This window comes from Pseudomonas fluorescens, assembly GCF_900636825.1.
Taxonomy (GTDB): Bacteria; Pseudomonadota; Gammaproteobacteria; order Pseudomonadales; family Pseudomonadaceae; genus Aquipseudomonas; species Aquipseudomonas fluorescens_BG.
Window position 1 is genome coordinate 3,446,378 of sequence record NZ_LR134318.1, and the last position, 13,353, is coordinate 3,459,730.

Consider the following 13,353-nt stretch of genomic DNA (forward strand, 5'->3'; position numbering starts at 1 on the left):
CAGCGCACCGCCTCCAATGGAGACATCAATGGAGGTTAACGCCATGCATAGCGAAGACAAAACAACCCCGAACGCCCCACCTACCGACACTGCCGGTAAACCGGTGAATGTGGTCGAGCGAGATCTTCAAGATCGCGACGATGACACCAACGGTGTGGATCAAGTCATCACTCCGTCCTCCACCCGCGTCAAAGAACAGGACGCCGAAGAACTGCAACGCAAGGTCGATGAGATCGAGCGCAAAGTTGCGGACGGGAATTGACCGGCAATTGACGAACGCCCTCACCTTTTCTGGCGAGGGCAGCGTCTGATCAACGGCTATTGATGCGCGACGCTTTACCGCACATGCCCCTGAATGAGCGCTTCGCTCGCCAATGCCAACGCGTTACCCAGCGCAGCACCGCTGGCGGTGTTATCGAAAATGCACCAGGTCGCGGCTCCTTGCGCCCCTGACGTCTGCAAAGCCTGCGCGAGCTGATTCAGGTACGCCGCGTCATAGGCGCTGTGGTAAATCCGCGGTGAACCATGCAACCGCCAGTAGCGGATATTCTGCCAGCCCACAGGCGATGAATCGGTGCTGATACGCGAGGGATCGACCACGGCTTGAGCGATGCGAAAAGCCGTCAGCATCGATTCGGCGTCCACCCACGTTTCGTGGCGCGGTTCAAGCACCACGGCGCCGTCGAAGCGCTCGCGCAATGCCACAAAAAACGTGTCCGCACTCGCCGCGTCGAACGCCAGGGACGGTGGCAGTTGCAGCAAGAGGCACCCGAGGCGATCACCCAAGCCGCCGCACTGCCCCAGAAATTCATCCAGCGCTGATTCGCAATCGACCAAGCGCATGTCATGGCTGATCTGCTTGGGCATCTTCACCGAAAAAGCAAAATCCCCGCGCACCGATGCGGCCCACCGCTCATAGGTCAGGCGGCGATGTGGACGGTAAAACGAGCTGTTGATTTCCACACTGTTGAGCCGCCCGGCGTAGCGTTGCAGGTGCGTGCCCTCTGCGGGAAATACCGGCCAGTATTCCCGCCCGAGACTCCAACCGGCACAACCGATGTAGATCACCCGATCTTTCCCCAATCCTCCCGTGTAGGAGCTGCCGCAGGCTGCGATCTTTTGATCTTGATCTTGATACTGATACCGAAAAGATCGCAGCCTTCGGCAGCTCCTACAGGGTTATGCGTTTATAGATGGTTATTTTTTCCCGGGCAGCACCGAGGCGAGGACTTGCTTGGCGGTCTGCACAATGACACCGGACTCATCCGGATCGCCTTTGAGCAACGTCGTCGCGAACTTCTTCGCCTGCTCGAGCTTGATGTGCGGCGGCAACGGCGCCACGTTCGGGTCGGTCTTGAATTCGATCAGCACCGGCACGTCCGACCCCAGCGCCTGCTCCCAGGCCGCGGCCACGTCTTCTTCGCGATCAACGAAAATGCCCTTGAGGCCGATGGAAATCGCGAACAGGTGATACGGCACATCGGGGATGCTCTGCGAGGCTTCGAATTTCGGATCGCCCTCCATCACTCGCTGCTCCCAGGTCACCTGGTTCAAATCCTCGTTGTTGAACACTGCGCAAATCCATTTCGGGCTGGCCCATTGGCGCCAGTATTTGGCGACGGTGATCAACTCAGCCATGTTGTTCATTTGCATCGCGCCGTCACCCACCAGCGCAATCACCGGTCGCTCGGGATAGGCGAATTTGGCGGCAATCGCGTAAGGCACCGCAGCGCCCATCGAGGCCAGACCACCGGACAACGAGCATTGCATGCCGCGGCGAATTTTCAGGTCGCGGGCAAACCAGTTGGCACAGGATCCGGAATCACTGGTGATGATCGCCTGATCCGGCAGGCGCGGTGACAATTCGTACACCACCCGTTGCGGATTGACCGGATCAGCCTTGGCCAACGCGCGCTTTTCCAGGGTTTTTTCCCAGCTACCGCGCCAGCCTTCGATTTTTTTCCGCCACTTGCCGGAAGTTTTTTGCTCCAGCAGTGGCAGCAATGCCTTGAGGGTTTCCGCCGAGTCGCCGACCAGATTGACTTCCATCGGATAACGCAGGCTGAGCATGTCAGGCTGCAAGTCGATCTGCACTCCGCGCGCCTGCCCCTCTTTGGGCAAGAATTCGGCATACGGGAATCCGGAGCCGATCATCAGCAAGGTGTCGCACTCGGTCATCAGTTTGTAACTCGGCTCGGTGCCGAGCAGGCCGATGCTGCCGGTGACCCAGGGCAAATCATCGGGCAGCGCGGCTTTACCCAGCAGCGCTTTGGCGACGCCGGCACCGAGTTTTTCGGCAATGGCGATCACTTCGTCGGTGGCTGCCAACGCACCGGCGCCGACCAGAATCGCGACCTTTTCACCGGCGTTTAGAACATCCGCCGCGCGTTGCAGATCGGCCTCGTACGGCAAAACTTTCGGCTTGGTGTAGCCGACGCCGGAATGCGCAGTGCCGTGGGCTCGAGCGGGCGGTTGATAATCCAGATCCTGCAAATCGTTGGGCAGGATCAACGCTGTCACGCGGCGCTCACCGACCGCCGTACGCACGGCCCGGTCGAGCAGATGGCGCACTTGCGACGGCTCTGTCGCCTGCTGCACGAAAGCGCCGGCGACATCCTTGAACATCGAGACCAGATCGAGTTCCTGTTGATAGTGGCTGCCCAGCGCAGTGCGCGCCTGCTGACCGACGATCGCCAGCACGGGCATGTGATCGAGACGCGCGTCATACAGGCCGGTGATCAAATGCGATGCGCCGGGGCCGGAGGTGGCGATGCACACGCCCAATTCGCCGGTGAACTTGGCATGCGCCGAGGCCATGAACGCGGCCATTTCCTCATGCCGCGCCTGAATGAATTCGATCTTGCCCTTGGCTCGACTCAACGCGCCGAACACGCCATTGATGCCATCGCCCGGATAACCAAAAATTCGCGTGACGCCCCACTCGCCGAGCCGCTCAACCAGAAAATCGCCCACTGTCATCGTCATTGTTTCTCGCCCCTTGTCGCTGAATGGCGTCTGCCCGGCAACTCAGCCACCGGACGGTGTAAGGGTCTGGACAGTCGGCGGGACGGCGAAGTTTCGATTGATTTATCCGCAGGCGGGTAACGAGCGATGCCGCTGTCTCCCGCCCCGCAGCGAACAGCCTTTTATCTGGTACTTGCCGATTTGTCTGAGGCCAACGCCGTGGCGCGCGGTCGATTGATCAACCACTGACGGAGGAAACAAGATGAGCGACGTAGAGACTGTGGCGCTTGAACGCAACGATTGGGTGCCCAACAACCCGCAATTGCCAGTGCTGCTGTATCGCCAGGCGATTGCCATTGAGGGCGACGACCCGGCGGCACTGTTCGAACAAAGGTTCAGCGCCAACGGCTGGCCGCCGCAATGGCGCTACCACGTTTACGATTTTCATCACTATCACACCCAAGGCCACGAAGTGCTGGGGGTGGCGAGCGGACATGCGCGGCTGATGCTCGGCGGGCCCGATGGTCACGTGGTGGATGTCAGCGCTGGCGATGTGTTGCTGCTGCCGGTTGGCACCGGGCATTGCAGCCTGAGTTCCAGCGTCGACTTTCTGGTCGTCGGCGCTTACCCGCCCGGCCAGCAGGGCGACATTTGCACGGAAGCGCCAAGCCCGGCGCAACAGGCGAATCTCGATAAGCTGCCGCTGCCCGAGCAGGATCCCGTGCAGGGTTCGCAAGGTGCGCTGAAGCAGCATTGGCGCCAGTGATCGTCAGCGTGGCGGGTGCACGGTCAGTGCCACCAACCTGATCACAATCGGCCTGACCACAAGGATGCACAGGAATGCGACAGGCATCGCCAGTTTGTAGGCGTGCAAGGCATTATTCAGATAATCGTTATGAATGCCGGCATTGGCGGCGGTGATCACCAGCGACATCAGAAACGCCATGATCGCCGCCATGTAGAACGCGAAAACATAAGGCGTGGCGCGCGGGGACAGCTTGCGCCGGCGGAACAGAGCGGCTTCGGTCGTACGTTGATCCATGGAATATTCCCAACCGTTGACAAGGAGCCAGCACTCTAACAACGCGGTTAGGCTGCCACTAGACGCGCAAACGTTGCGGCTTTATAAAGCAACCCTTACGAATCCACCTTTTTTGGCGGCATGGATGAACCTGTTAGCGGCGATTGCCAGTTTTATCAAAGTGGTCGAATCCGGTTCGATCGTTGCTGCTGCCAAAGCGTTGGGCGTCAGCGCGGCGGCAGTCAGCCAGACGCTCAATCGCCTGGAAACGCACCTCGGCGTGCGCCTGCTGCAACGCACCACGCGCAGCATGGCGCTGACTGAACCCGGCGCGATCTATTACGCAAAGGTCAGGCAAATCGCTGCTGATCTGGAATCGGCGCAAAGCTCGATCACTACGAGGGATGGCGCGTTGCAAGGTCGCTTGAGCATTGCTTCGACCCGCGCATTCGGGCGCCATGTGCTGGCGCCATTGATAGCCGAATTCACGCTGCGGCATCCGTCGCTGCTGATCGAACTGTCGACCACGGACGGCAAGATCAACCATATCCAGGACGGCATCGATCTGAGCCTGCGGATCAAGCCGCAACTGGAAGACGGCATTGTCGCGCGCAAGATCGTTTCGTTGCCGTTCATCCTGTGCGCCTCGCCGGCCTATCTGGAACGCGCCGGCTCGCCGCAATCGCCGGATGAACTGCAACATCACGCCTGCCTCGCCTTCCGCTACCCACTGGACGGGCGTTTTCTGCGCTGTGGTTTCTTGCGCGATGGGCAACGCTACGATGCCAATCTCAACGTCACGGCGATCAGTGATGACGTCGACGCGCTGGCACACATGGCAGTCAATGGCGCGGGAATCACCCGGTTGGCCGAGTTTGTTGCCGCACCGTTTATCGAACGCGGCCAATTGGTGCCGCTGTTCGAGGCCAGTGCTGTCGTTGAGCCCATGGACATTTTCGCCTGCGTGCAAGAGCGCGCAGCGCTAAACGCCAAGGTCAGAGCGTTCCTGGATTGTCTGACGGAACATTTGGCCCAGCGTTGGCCGATGGTGCGCGCAGCGCTGCCCGCTAGTGGCGACGAGCGTGGCGCTGAAGATATTCGCCAGGCCAACCCTGCAAAGTAAGCTGGCATGCGTGAGGATTTTTCCTTACGGTGAGGGTCTGTTCTCAGCCTGCCAACGATGAGGTCCGTTTCATGAGCAAAGCGTCTTACGTTCCGCCCAAGGTCTGGAAAAACAACGCAGCGTCCGGCGGCCAGTTCGCCAGCATCAACCGCCCAACTGCCGGGCCGACCCACGACAAAGACCTGCCGGTTGGCAAGCAGCCCTTGCAGCTGTACTCGCTGGCGACCCCGAACGGGGTCAAAGTAACGATCATGCTGGAAGAGTTGCTCGCGCTTGGCCACACCGATGCCGAATACGATGCCTGGCTGATCCGCATTGGCGAGGGCGATCAGTTCTCCAGTGGCTTTGTCGACATCAATCCCAATTCGAAAATCCCGGCACTGCTCGACCGCAGCGTCGAGCCGCCGATCCGCGTGTTCGAGTCCGGTTCGATTTTGCTGTATCTGGCGGAAAAGTTTTCCGAGCTGCTGCCCAAGGACCCGGCCGGTCGTACCGAAACCCTCAACTGGCTGTTCTGGCAAATGGGCGCGGCGCCTTATCTGGGCGGCGGCTTCGGCCATTTCTATGCCTACGCGCCGGAGAAACTCGAATACCCGATCAACCGCTTCACCATGGAAGCCAAACGTCAGCTGGATGTGCTCAATCGCCGTCTGGCGGAGAGCACCTATCTGGCCGGCGACGATTACACCATCGCCGACATCGCCGTCTGGCCGTGGTACGGGCAACTGGTGGGCAACAACGTGTATTCAGCGGCGGAGTTCCTTGCGGCGCACGAATACACCCATGTGCAGCGCTGGGCCGAAGCTATCGCCCAACGGCCGGCGGTGATGCGCGGGCAGCGCGTCAATCGCACTTGGGGCGAAGAAGCGAGTCAGGTGCCGGAGCGGCATCAGGCTGACGATCTGAACTGAATTAACCTGCCGATACGCCAGCCCACATCGGCAGATAGCATCCACCTGCGTACCGGTCCAAAGCTCATTTGACCGGTACGCGGGGACCTTATTTCTCCCGCACCAGATCCCCTTTCCCCGTCCCCGCCATGCGGTACAGCGCTCATTCCGCGTGCGCGCAAATGTGAAAAAAATGTTAACTAACTGAGTTGTATAGCTTTCTTACCGGTAACTATTCTGACATGCTAATGAGAACACTTCTTACACGCATATGCATCAGATTCGTTTTGGTTACTTTTGGGGAAGCAGATTGATGTCGTTTCAGACCATTCACCGCCGTTCGAACCTTTCACCTAACCTGCTCGCACTGGCCATTTGCCTGGCCAGCGCCGCACCTGCGCTTGCCGAGGACACCGCGCCGGCAACGCTGGAGCTGGACGCCACTCAGATCGGCGCCACACAGATGAGCAGCACCACTGAAGGAACGGATTCCTACACCACCGGCCCGATGCAGACGGCGACGAAATTGCCACTGACCATGCGCGAAACGCCTCAAGCGGTGACGGTGATCACCCGTCAGCGCATGGACGATCAGAACATGACCAGCATCAATGACGTGGTTCGGGCGACGCCGGGGCTGTTCCTCAGCCAGTCAAGCGGCCCAGGCCGGCAGACTTACAGCGCCCGTGGTTTCGACATCGACAACATCATGTACGACGGCTTGCCAAGTTCTTACTCGCCGTTTTCGATGCCGGTGCAGCCAAACCTGGCGATGTTCGACCGCGTTGAAGTGGTCCGCGGCGCGACCGGTCTGGTCACTGGCGCCGGCAACCCTTCGGCCGCGATCAACCTGGTGCGCAAGCGCCCGACGGCAACCCCGCAAGTGACACTCACCGGTGCCGCTGGCAGTTGGGACGATTATCGCGGCGAGATCGATGCCTCCGGCCCGCTCAACGAAAGCGGTACATTGCGCGGCCGGGTGGTAGGTTCTTATCAGGGCGCCGACAGCTTTCGCGACAAAGAAGAAAACGATCACGGCCTGTTCTACGCCATCGGTGAAGCCGATCTGAGCGAGAGCACCACCGCGACTTTGGGCTTCTCCCGTCAAAACGAGCAGACCAACTATTTCTGGGGCGGCTTGCCGATCGGCACCGACGGTCACCACCTCGACCTGCCCCGCTCCACCTACCCCGGCACCGACTGGGAAAACCGCAAGCTGCAGATCGATACCGTGTTCGGTGAAATCGATCATCGCTTCGATAACGACTGGAAACTGCACGTCGCCGGTTCGTCCTCGACACTCAACGGCGAGTTCTCTGGCACTTATCTCTCGCGTTACGCCGGCCCGCTGGAAACCACCGCTTATCAATCCCACAGCACCGACAAGCAAACCGCGTTCGACGCCTTTGCCAGTGGCCCGTTCGAAGCTTTCGGTCGCACCCACGAATTGGTCGTCGGCGCCAGCAACCGCGCTTTCGATTCGACTTCAAAAGAATACGATCCGTACACCACCGCATGGCCGATCGGCGCGCCGAAGCCAGACTTCGTGCGTGACGGCAAGACTCGCAGCGTCACAACTCAGGATGCGTTTTACCTGACGACCCGTTTGAGCCTGGCCGACCCGTTGACCCTGATTCTCGGCAGCCGTCTTGATTGGTACGACTATGATGACCGCAGCGGTGACGGCGACTATAAAGTCACGCGCAACCTGACCCGTTACGCTGGCCTGATCTACAAACTCGACGATCACCACTCGGTTTACGCCAGCTACACCGACATCTTTACTCCGCAAACCCAGAAGGACATCTCCGGCAAGCTGCTGGAGCCGATCGTGGGTGAAAACTACGAGGTCGGCATCAAAGGCGAGTACTTCGATGGCGCTCTGAATGGCAGTGTCGCGGTGTTCCAGATCGACCAGACCAACCGCGCTACCCTCGCCGAAAACCAGTTGGGTTGCCCGGTCATGACCTGCTATCAGGGTTCCGGCAAAGTCCGCAGCCAGGGTCTGGACGTCGAGTTGCAAGGTGCGCTGACCGAAAACTGGCAAGTCGGCGCCGGCTACACCTACACCCGCGCCCACTACATCAAGGACGAAAACCCGGACAACAAGAATCAGCGTTTCGACACCGACCTGCCTGAGCATTTGTTCAAGGTATCGACGATGTACCGTCTGCAAGGTCCGCTGGAGAAATTCCGCGTCGGCGGCAATGTTTACTGGCAGAGCCGCATGTACAACGACATCACCCTCGCCGATGGTGGCAGCTACCGTCTTGAACAGGGCGGCTATGCGGTTACCGACCTGATGGCCGGGTACGAAGTCAATAAACACCTGGATCTGCAAGTCAACGCGAACAACATCTTTGATCGCACTTACTACTCATCGATCGGCTCCGACGTGACCTGGGGTTCCACCGACAACTATGGCAATCCGCGCAGCTACATGCTGACGGCCAAGTACAAGTTCTGAGTCGGTAAACCGTGCGCAGCGCTGATGGCTGCGATCACCAATACAAAGGGCGCCTCGGCGCCCTTTGTCGTTTTTGTCGCGGCGCATTGGTCAGGGCTGGCGATTGTCGATAGTCTCTGCCGATATTTTTACGAAGCGCACGCCCATGACCTCTGCCGATTTTTCCTCCGACATCGAAGCCATTCGCAGCATTGACGCTGTGCCGGTGATTCTGAGCATGGTCAAACACCTGACCGGCATGCGCTTCGCCGCGGTGGCGCGGGTCACCGAGCGAAACTGGGTGGCGTGCGCCGTCGACGACTCCATCGATTTCGGCCTTGTACCCGGCGGTGAACTGGTTCTCGAATCGACTATCTGCCACGAGATCCGCCAGCACCAGCAACCGGTGATCTTCGGTCACGCCAGCGCCCACCCGATCTTTTCCCGGCATCACACGCCGAAAACCTATGGTCTGGAAAGCTACATTTCCATTCCGATCATCAAGGCCAACGGCCAATTCTTCGGCACACTTTGCGCGATCGACTCCGTCCCGGCCAACCTCGACGAACCGGCAATCGCCAAGACGCTGACCCTGTTTGCCCAACTGATCGCCATGAGCCTCGACACGCAAAGCCGCCTCGAAGCCACCACGGCCGAGCTGAACAATGCCAAGGAACTCGGACGGCTGCGCGAGCAGTTCATCGCCGTGCTGGGCCACGACCTGCGCACGCCGTTGAGCGCCGTGCGCATGAGCGCTGATCTACTGGAAACGAAAACCGCAGACAAGCGCTCGCTCAACCTGATCGCGGCGATTCGCAACAGCTCGGTGCGCATGGGCGTGTTGATCGAAAACATCCTCGATTTCGCCCGCGGGCGCCTGGGCGGCGGGATCCCGGTGCAGCGCAAGTTGGTGGATGACTTGCAGCGCACCCTGCAACTGACCCTTGATGAGGTGCAGGCCTCCCACCCGCGCGCGACGTTCATTCAGGAAATGGCCATCCCGCCGGGCGTTTACTGCGATGCCTTGCGCATCAGCCAGTTGCTTTCCAATCTGCTGGGGAATGCGGTCAGCCACGGCTCGACGGACACACCGATCACTCTCAAGGCTTATGCGGAAAACGACGAGATCGTGATCTCGCTGACCAACCTGGGCCCGCCGATTCCCCCGCATCTGATGCCGCTGCTGTTCGAACCGTTCTCACGCGCCGAAGCCGGGCAGCGTTGCGAGGGTTTGGGCCTGGGCCTGTACATCGCCGCGCAAATTGCGGCGGGACACAACGGCACCCTGAGCGTGACTTCGAACGCCGAGTCAGGAACCTGCTTCGTCGCAAGATTCCCGGCGCGGTTCAAATGGGTGTAGTCCAGCGAATAGTCGCCTTGTGTAGGAGCTGCCGCAGGCTGCGATCTTTTGATTCTAAAAAAAAGATCAAAAGATCGCAGCCTGCGGCAGCTCCTACACGGGGTTGAGTGTGCGCCGCTGAGAAAACCGAAAAAAAACCCCGCGATCCAGACAGATCGCGGGGCAAGAAATTGGTTGGTTGCGGCCAACCAAAGGAGCGCTTTCACATACGTGTTCGGTGCAAAATCAGATGCAGTCCTGAGCGGCCCGCTCAAAACTTGACGGCAAATAGTTGGTCGCCAGCAAATGGCGCTCGTAGAGAAACACCTTGCCGCCGCTGCCAGCCTTGTACGCTTCGAGAATGTTGTCCGCCGAAATCTTGCTCGGCACCACGATCCGGTAGCTGCGCTGGTTCTGCGAAACAGTTGGCGCCAGCGCACTGCCCTGTAATTTCGGCACCACGCACTCGGCGTATTGCGCGGGCGTCTTGCTGGTCTGCAAGACCAGCGTCGGGTTATTCGGCGCGGAGGCGCAACCGGTGAGCAGCAACGAGGCAAATGCCATTGCGGGAACAAACAAAGAACGCATAGGGGCAATCCTGAAAATAAAGGTTCGGTCGCCGGCAGCGGTTCAGCCTCACGGAGCCGCCGCTGCCATTTATGTTTTAAGAGTCAGCTCGACGCTACCAACGCCTTGAGCGACACATCGAATTGCTTCAGCGCATCGAGTTGCAGGTCACGCTGCCGGTCGATCTGTGCGGCAATCGCCGGCGCCGACTGGTTATGCACCCACACCGACGGCAACTGTTTTTCCACCGCGCCCTCGGCCTTGCCGATGTATTGCAGGTCGGCGTCGTAGAAGCGCGCGGTAAAGCGCGCCTCCACCAGATTGTTGCGTTGTGTCAGCAAGCGATTGAACGTGTCGAGCTTGACCACGATGTCCGGGTGCGCCTGAACCAGCGCTTCGAGGTTGTCGTAAACCGTCACCGAAGCGAACTGCTGCTGCAGCGAGCTCACCACCCAGTCGATGGCCAGTTCCGGGTCGGAACTGCCAACGAAGGCCTGGCGAATTCGCGAATCCAGCGCGTCTTGCGCACCGTTGACCGCCATGTCGTGGTAACGCTCGAGGTATTGCAGGTTGTCCAGGGTGTTCTCGCTGAGCAACACTGCAACCGTCTGCGAATGTTGCAACGCGGTGCTGCTCGCGGCGATGGCGGGAAGATGACAAGTCCGGGCGTCGCCTGCAAAGGCCGGTGCAGCGGCAACCGATGCGCCTGTCAGCAAGGCAATCAAAGCCAGTCGGGTCAAGATCTTCATCGCGCATATTCCTTGAGCGGCGTATTCGATGGAGGCGATTTTCCGCCGATTGCCGATGAAGCAGAACTTGCATTTGATGATGGTCACTATTACTTCCAGCAATAGTTGCGCGTGGTGCAGACTGATGCACACTCACTACAAATAGAAACATTGAACAAGGAGTCCTCTTGAGAACTTTTGATCTGATCCGCGACGCGGTTTTGCCCGAGTTTCGCGATCGCGTGGCCGAATACCTGCGCCAATATGAAAGCGTGCTGCTGGACAAAACCCCCGCTGATCCGCAGTTGGTTCAGGACACCGCCCATCAGCTGCTCGGCTATTTGCGCGGGCTGAATACCACCCGTGTATTGGGCATGGCCGACTGGGAAGAACTCGATCGTCGGATCGTCAACACGTGGCTCACGCCGGCGCAATGACCGATTGTGTGGCGGCGCCCGCCGTCCGCGTTCCGGCATGCCGATGGTCTGCGCGACAACACGAGCGCTGCGAAAATCTCGCCCGAACGCTTACAATCGCCGGTCTTAATGCCATTCAGACAGGCCAGCCCGGAAATGCCGCTCGACCCGCCAACGATGCTCACTATCACCATCGCCCTCGCAGCCGCCGCTGCGCTGTACCTGGCGATCGAGTGGCGCATTATTCGTGAGCCTTCGCTTCTATTCTGGAGCGCCGGTTTCGCCACCATCACCGTGGGCTCCACCCTCGCTCTGCTGCGCAGCGGCGGTTTCCTGCTGATCGGCATCTGGTTCGCCAACGGCCTGTTGATCACCGCGCACTTCTTTTTCCTCTTGGGCGTGGCGCGTTTCACCCAGATTCGGCTGTCCCCTGCCTGGTACCTGATCTTTGTCACATGGCTGTTGATGCTGTGGCTACCGGACGGCCCGCTGTGGTCGAAAGCCATGCTGGTGGCCAATTCGCTTTTGGTGGCGCTGTCCACGTTGAAGGCCAGTTCGCTGTTGCGCCCGCACGGCAGGTCGTTGAGCGTGGGCGCGGTGCAACTGCGCTACGTGCTGTTGGGACACGGGATTTTCTATGTCGCCAAGGCTTTGACCGTGGTGATCCCCGGCACGCTGATTGATCTGGCGGCGTTTCGTGGCGAGATCATCCAGATTTCACTGGTCGAAGGCGCGATGGCGATCATGCTGATCGCCCTGTCGATGACGGGCACCGAACGCTATCGCCGGGAAAAACAGATCGCCCGCCTCGCCGAACGTGATCCTCTGACCGCGCTCTACAACCGCCGCGCCTTGGAAAAACGCGCACGGCGCCTGTTGGCAGACGTTTCGGCTGCACGCCCCGGCGCCCTGCTGCTGATCGACATCGACAATTTCAAACTGGTCAACGATCACTACGGCCACGCCGCCGGCGATCGCTTGCTGATTGCCTTGAGCGAGATGATCCGCTCAGCGCTGCCACCCAACGCGTTGACGGCGCGACTGGGCGGTGATGAATTCGTGATTCTGCTGAACAGTGCCTCCAGCGAACGCATCGTCGAACTCAGTAATGCTCTGCGCGAGCAATTCCTGGTCTGCGCGTCCCAGACCTTCCCCACCCCCGCCGCCGTGACGCTGAGCATCGGCGCCAGTTTGTTCGACCAACCGCCGGCAAGTCTCACTGCACTGCTCGAGCAAGGCGACGCGGCGCTCTACGAATCCAAGCGCAGCGGTCGCAATCGCCTGCGCCTGACCGGGCTTACTACTTCAGGATGACTCCACGCATGTCCAGTCTCGACACTCCGTTGCAAGACCTCGCCGCCCCCGAAGGCGTTTGCTACGGCTGCGGCGGCCGTAATCCCCAAGGGCTGCACGTCAAGAGCCGCTGGCACGAGGACGGCATCCACGTCATCGCCGAACACCTGCCGCAAGCGCAATACAGCGGCTGGCCGGACCTGGTCTATGGCGGCCTGATCGCCATGCTGGTCGACTGCCATTCCAACTGGACGGCCATGGCCTATCACTACCGCACGCAGCAACGCGAACCCGGCACATTGCCGCGCATCGACTGCGTCACCGGCAACCTCGGAATCAAATTCATCAAGCCGACGCCGATGGGCATCACGTTGACGTTGCGCGCGAGAGTCGAAGGCGATGTCGGCCGAAAGACCCGGGTGATTTGCGAGGTCTACGCGGGGGAAGTGTTGACCGCAGTGGGCGACTCGGTATTTGTCCGTGTCGATACCGGGCAGTTGGCCGACGCGGCGCATGGACGTTAGATCTTCAAGTCGAGTGGTTTTTATCGCTAGCAGGGCTAGCTC

General features: G+C 59.9%; 14 protein-coding genes. 9 read left to right on the forward strand and 5 right to left on the reverse strand.

Annotated elements, in window-relative coordinates; genetic code table 11:
• Nucleotides 1-43: 43 nt before the first annotated feature.
• Nucleotides 44-262, forward strand: a complete 219-nt coding sequence (locus EL257_RS15470) for a hypothetical protein (protein WP_126368150.1) — start codon at nucleotides 44-46, stop codon at nucleotides 260-262.
• A gap of 74 nt (nucleotides 263-336) precedes the next feature.
• On the opposite strand, the gene EL257_RS15475 is transcribed toward EL257_RS15470, so the two are convergent.
• Both EL257_RS15475 and EL257_RS15485 read right to left on the reverse strand, forming a co-directional pair.
• Nucleotides 337-1,068 (reverse strand): DUF72 domain-containing protein, encoded by a 732-nt coding sequence (locus tag EL257_RS15475; protein WP_126364040.1) that lies wholly within the window; start codon nucleotides 1,066-1,068, stop codon nucleotides 337-339.
• A gap of 129 nt (nucleotides 1,069-1,197) precedes the next feature.
• Entirely contained in the window at nucleotides 1,198-2,985 is a 1,788-nt protein-coding gene (locus EL257_RS15485; RefSeq protein ID WP_126364042.1) for a thiamine pyrophosphate-requiring protein, read from the reverse strand.
• Between the two features lie 241 nt (nucleotides 2,986-3,226).
• On the opposite strand from EL257_RS15485, the gene EL257_RS15490 reads away from it, so the two are divergent.
• Complete coding sequence (locus EL257_RS15490) at nucleotides 3,227-3,730, forward strand: cupin (protein ID WP_172604488.1); 504 nt, start codon at nucleotides 3,227-3,229, stop codon at nucleotides 3,728-3,730.
• Between the two features lie 3 nt (nucleotides 3,731-3,733).
• On the opposite strand, the gene EL257_RS15495 is transcribed toward EL257_RS15490, so the two are convergent.
• Nucleotides 3,734-4,006 carry a DUF2798 domain-containing protein gene (locus tag EL257_RS15495; protein ID WP_126364044.1) on the reverse strand — a complete coding sequence of 91 codons (273 nt, stop codon included), beginning with the start codon at nucleotides 4,004-4,006 and terminating at the stop codon, nucleotides 3,734-3,736.
• 124 nt (nucleotides 4,007-4,130) lie between these two features.
• Here EL257_RS15495 and EL257_RS15500 point away from each other — a divergent pair, with 124 nt between their 5' ends.
• The 4 genes from EL257_RS15500 (at nucleotide 4,131) to EL257_RS15515 (ending at nucleotide 9,804) form a co-directional block, all read left to right on the forward strand.
• A complete protein-coding gene (locus tag EL257_RS15500; protein ID WP_126364046.1) occupies nucleotides 4,131-5,108 on the forward strand; it encodes a LysR family transcriptional regulator in 978 nt (325 codons plus the stop codon).
• A 71-nt stretch (nucleotides 5,109-5,179) separates the two neighbouring features.
• Nucleotides 5,180-6,019: a glutathione-dependent disulfide-bond oxidoreductase gene (yghU, locus tag EL257_RS15505; RefSeq protein WP_126364048.1), complete on the forward strand. Its 840-nt coding sequence runs from the start codon at nucleotides 5,180-5,182 to the stop codon at nucleotides 6,017-6,019.
• Nucleotides 6,020-6,311: 292 nt separating this feature from the next.
• Nucleotides 6,312-8,465, forward strand: a complete 2,154-nt coding sequence (locus EL257_RS15510) for a TonB-dependent siderophore receptor (RefSeq protein ID WP_126364050.1) — start codon at nucleotides 6,312-6,314, stop codon at nucleotides 8,463-8,465.
• 145 nt (nucleotides 8,466-8,610) lie between these two features.
• Nucleotides 8,611-9,804, forward strand: coding sequence for a GAF domain-containing sensor histidine kinase (locus tag EL257_RS15515; RefSeq protein ID WP_126364052.1), 1,194 nt, complete (start codon nucleotides 8,611-8,613; stop codon nucleotides 9,802-9,804).
• 225 nt (nucleotides 9,805-10,029) lie between these two features.
• On the opposite strand, the gene EL257_RS15520 is transcribed toward EL257_RS15515, so the two are convergent.
• A complete protein-coding gene (locus tag EL257_RS15520; protein WP_126364054.1) occupies nucleotides 10,030-10,371 on the reverse strand; it encodes a hypothetical protein in 342 nt (113 codons plus the stop codon).
• An 83-nt stretch (nucleotides 10,372-10,454) separates the two neighbouring features.
• Entirely contained in the window at nucleotides 10,455-11,099 is a 645-nt protein-coding gene (locus EL257_RS15525) for an ATPase (protein ID WP_126364056.1), read from the reverse strand.
• A gap of 167 nt (nucleotides 11,100-11,266) precedes the next feature.
• On the opposite strand from EL257_RS15525, the gene EL257_RS15530 reads away from it, so the two are divergent.
• The 3 genes from EL257_RS15530 (at nucleotide 11,267) to EL257_RS15540 (ending at nucleotide 13,311) form a co-directional block, all read left to right on the forward strand.
• On the forward strand, nucleotides 11,267-11,515 hold the full coding sequence (locus EL257_RS15530; protein WP_126364058.1) for a hypothetical protein: 249 nt from the start codon (nucleotides 11,267-11,269) through the stop codon (nucleotides 11,513-11,515).
• A 135-nt stretch (nucleotides 11,516-11,650) separates the two neighbouring features.
• Entirely contained in the window at nucleotides 11,651-12,808 is a 1,158-nt protein-coding gene (locus EL257_RS15535; protein ID WP_126368152.1) for a GGDEF domain-containing protein, read from the forward strand.
• Nucleotides 12,809-12,816: 8 nt separating this feature from the next.
• Nucleotides 12,817-13,311: a PaaI family thioesterase gene (locus EL257_RS15540; RefSeq protein ID WP_126364060.1), complete on the forward strand. Its 495-nt coding sequence runs from the start codon at nucleotides 12,817-12,819 to the stop codon at nucleotides 13,309-13,311.
• The last annotated feature ends 42 nt before the right edge of the window (nucleotides 13,312-13,353 follow it).

What these genes read in the sequence shown, in the direction of transcription:
- EL257_RS15540 (WP_126364060.1), top strand. Translation starts at nt 12,817, where the DNA reads ATGTCCAGTCTCGACACTCCGTTGCAAGACCTCGCCGCCCCCGAAGGC.
- EL257_RS15535 (WP_126368152.1), top strand. Translation starts at nt 11,651, where the DNA reads ATGCCGCTCGACCCGCCAACGATGCTCACTATCACCATCGCCCTCGCA.
- EL257_RS15470 (WP_126368150.1), top strand. Translation starts at nt 44, where the DNA reads ATGCATAGCGAAGACAAAACAACCCCGAACGCCCCACCTACCGACACT.
- EL257_RS15510 (WP_126364050.1), top strand. Translation starts at nt 6,312, where the DNA reads ATGTCGTTTCAGACCATTCACCGCCGTTCGAACCTTTCACCTAACCTG.
- EL257_RS15500 (WP_126364046.1), top strand. Translation starts at nt 4,131, where the DNA reads ATGAACCTGTTAGCGGCGATTGCCAGTTTTATCAAAGTGGTCGAATCC.
- EL257_RS15515 (WP_126364052.1), top strand. Translation starts at nt 8,611, where the DNA reads ATGACCTCTGCCGATTTTTCCTCCGACATCGAAGCCATTCGCAGCATT.
- EL257_RS15485 (WP_126364042.1), bottom strand. Translation starts at nt 2,985, where the DNA reads ATGACGATGACAGTGGGCGATTTTCTGGTTGAGCGGCTCGGCGAGTGG.
- EL257_RS15490 (WP_172604488.1), top strand. Translation starts at nt 3,227, where the DNA reads ATGAGCGACGTAGAGACTGTGGCGCTTGAACGCAACGATTGGGTGCCC.
- yghU (WP_126364048.1), top strand. Translation starts at nt 5,180, where the DNA reads ATGAGCAAAGCGTCTTACGTTCCGCCCAAGGTCTGGAAAAACAACGCA.
- EL257_RS15525 (WP_126364056.1), bottom strand. Translation starts at nt 11,099, where the DNA reads ATGAAGATCTTGACCCGACTGGCTTTGATTGCCTTGCTGACAGGCGCA.
- EL257_RS15520 (WP_126364054.1), bottom strand. Translation starts at nt 10,371, where the DNA reads ATGCGTTCTTTGTTTGTTCCCGCAATGGCATTTGCCTCGTTGCTGCTC.
- EL257_RS15495 (WP_126364044.1), bottom strand. Translation starts at nt 4,006, where the DNA reads ATGGATCAACGTACGACCGAAGCCGCTCTGTTCCGCCGGCGCAAGCTG.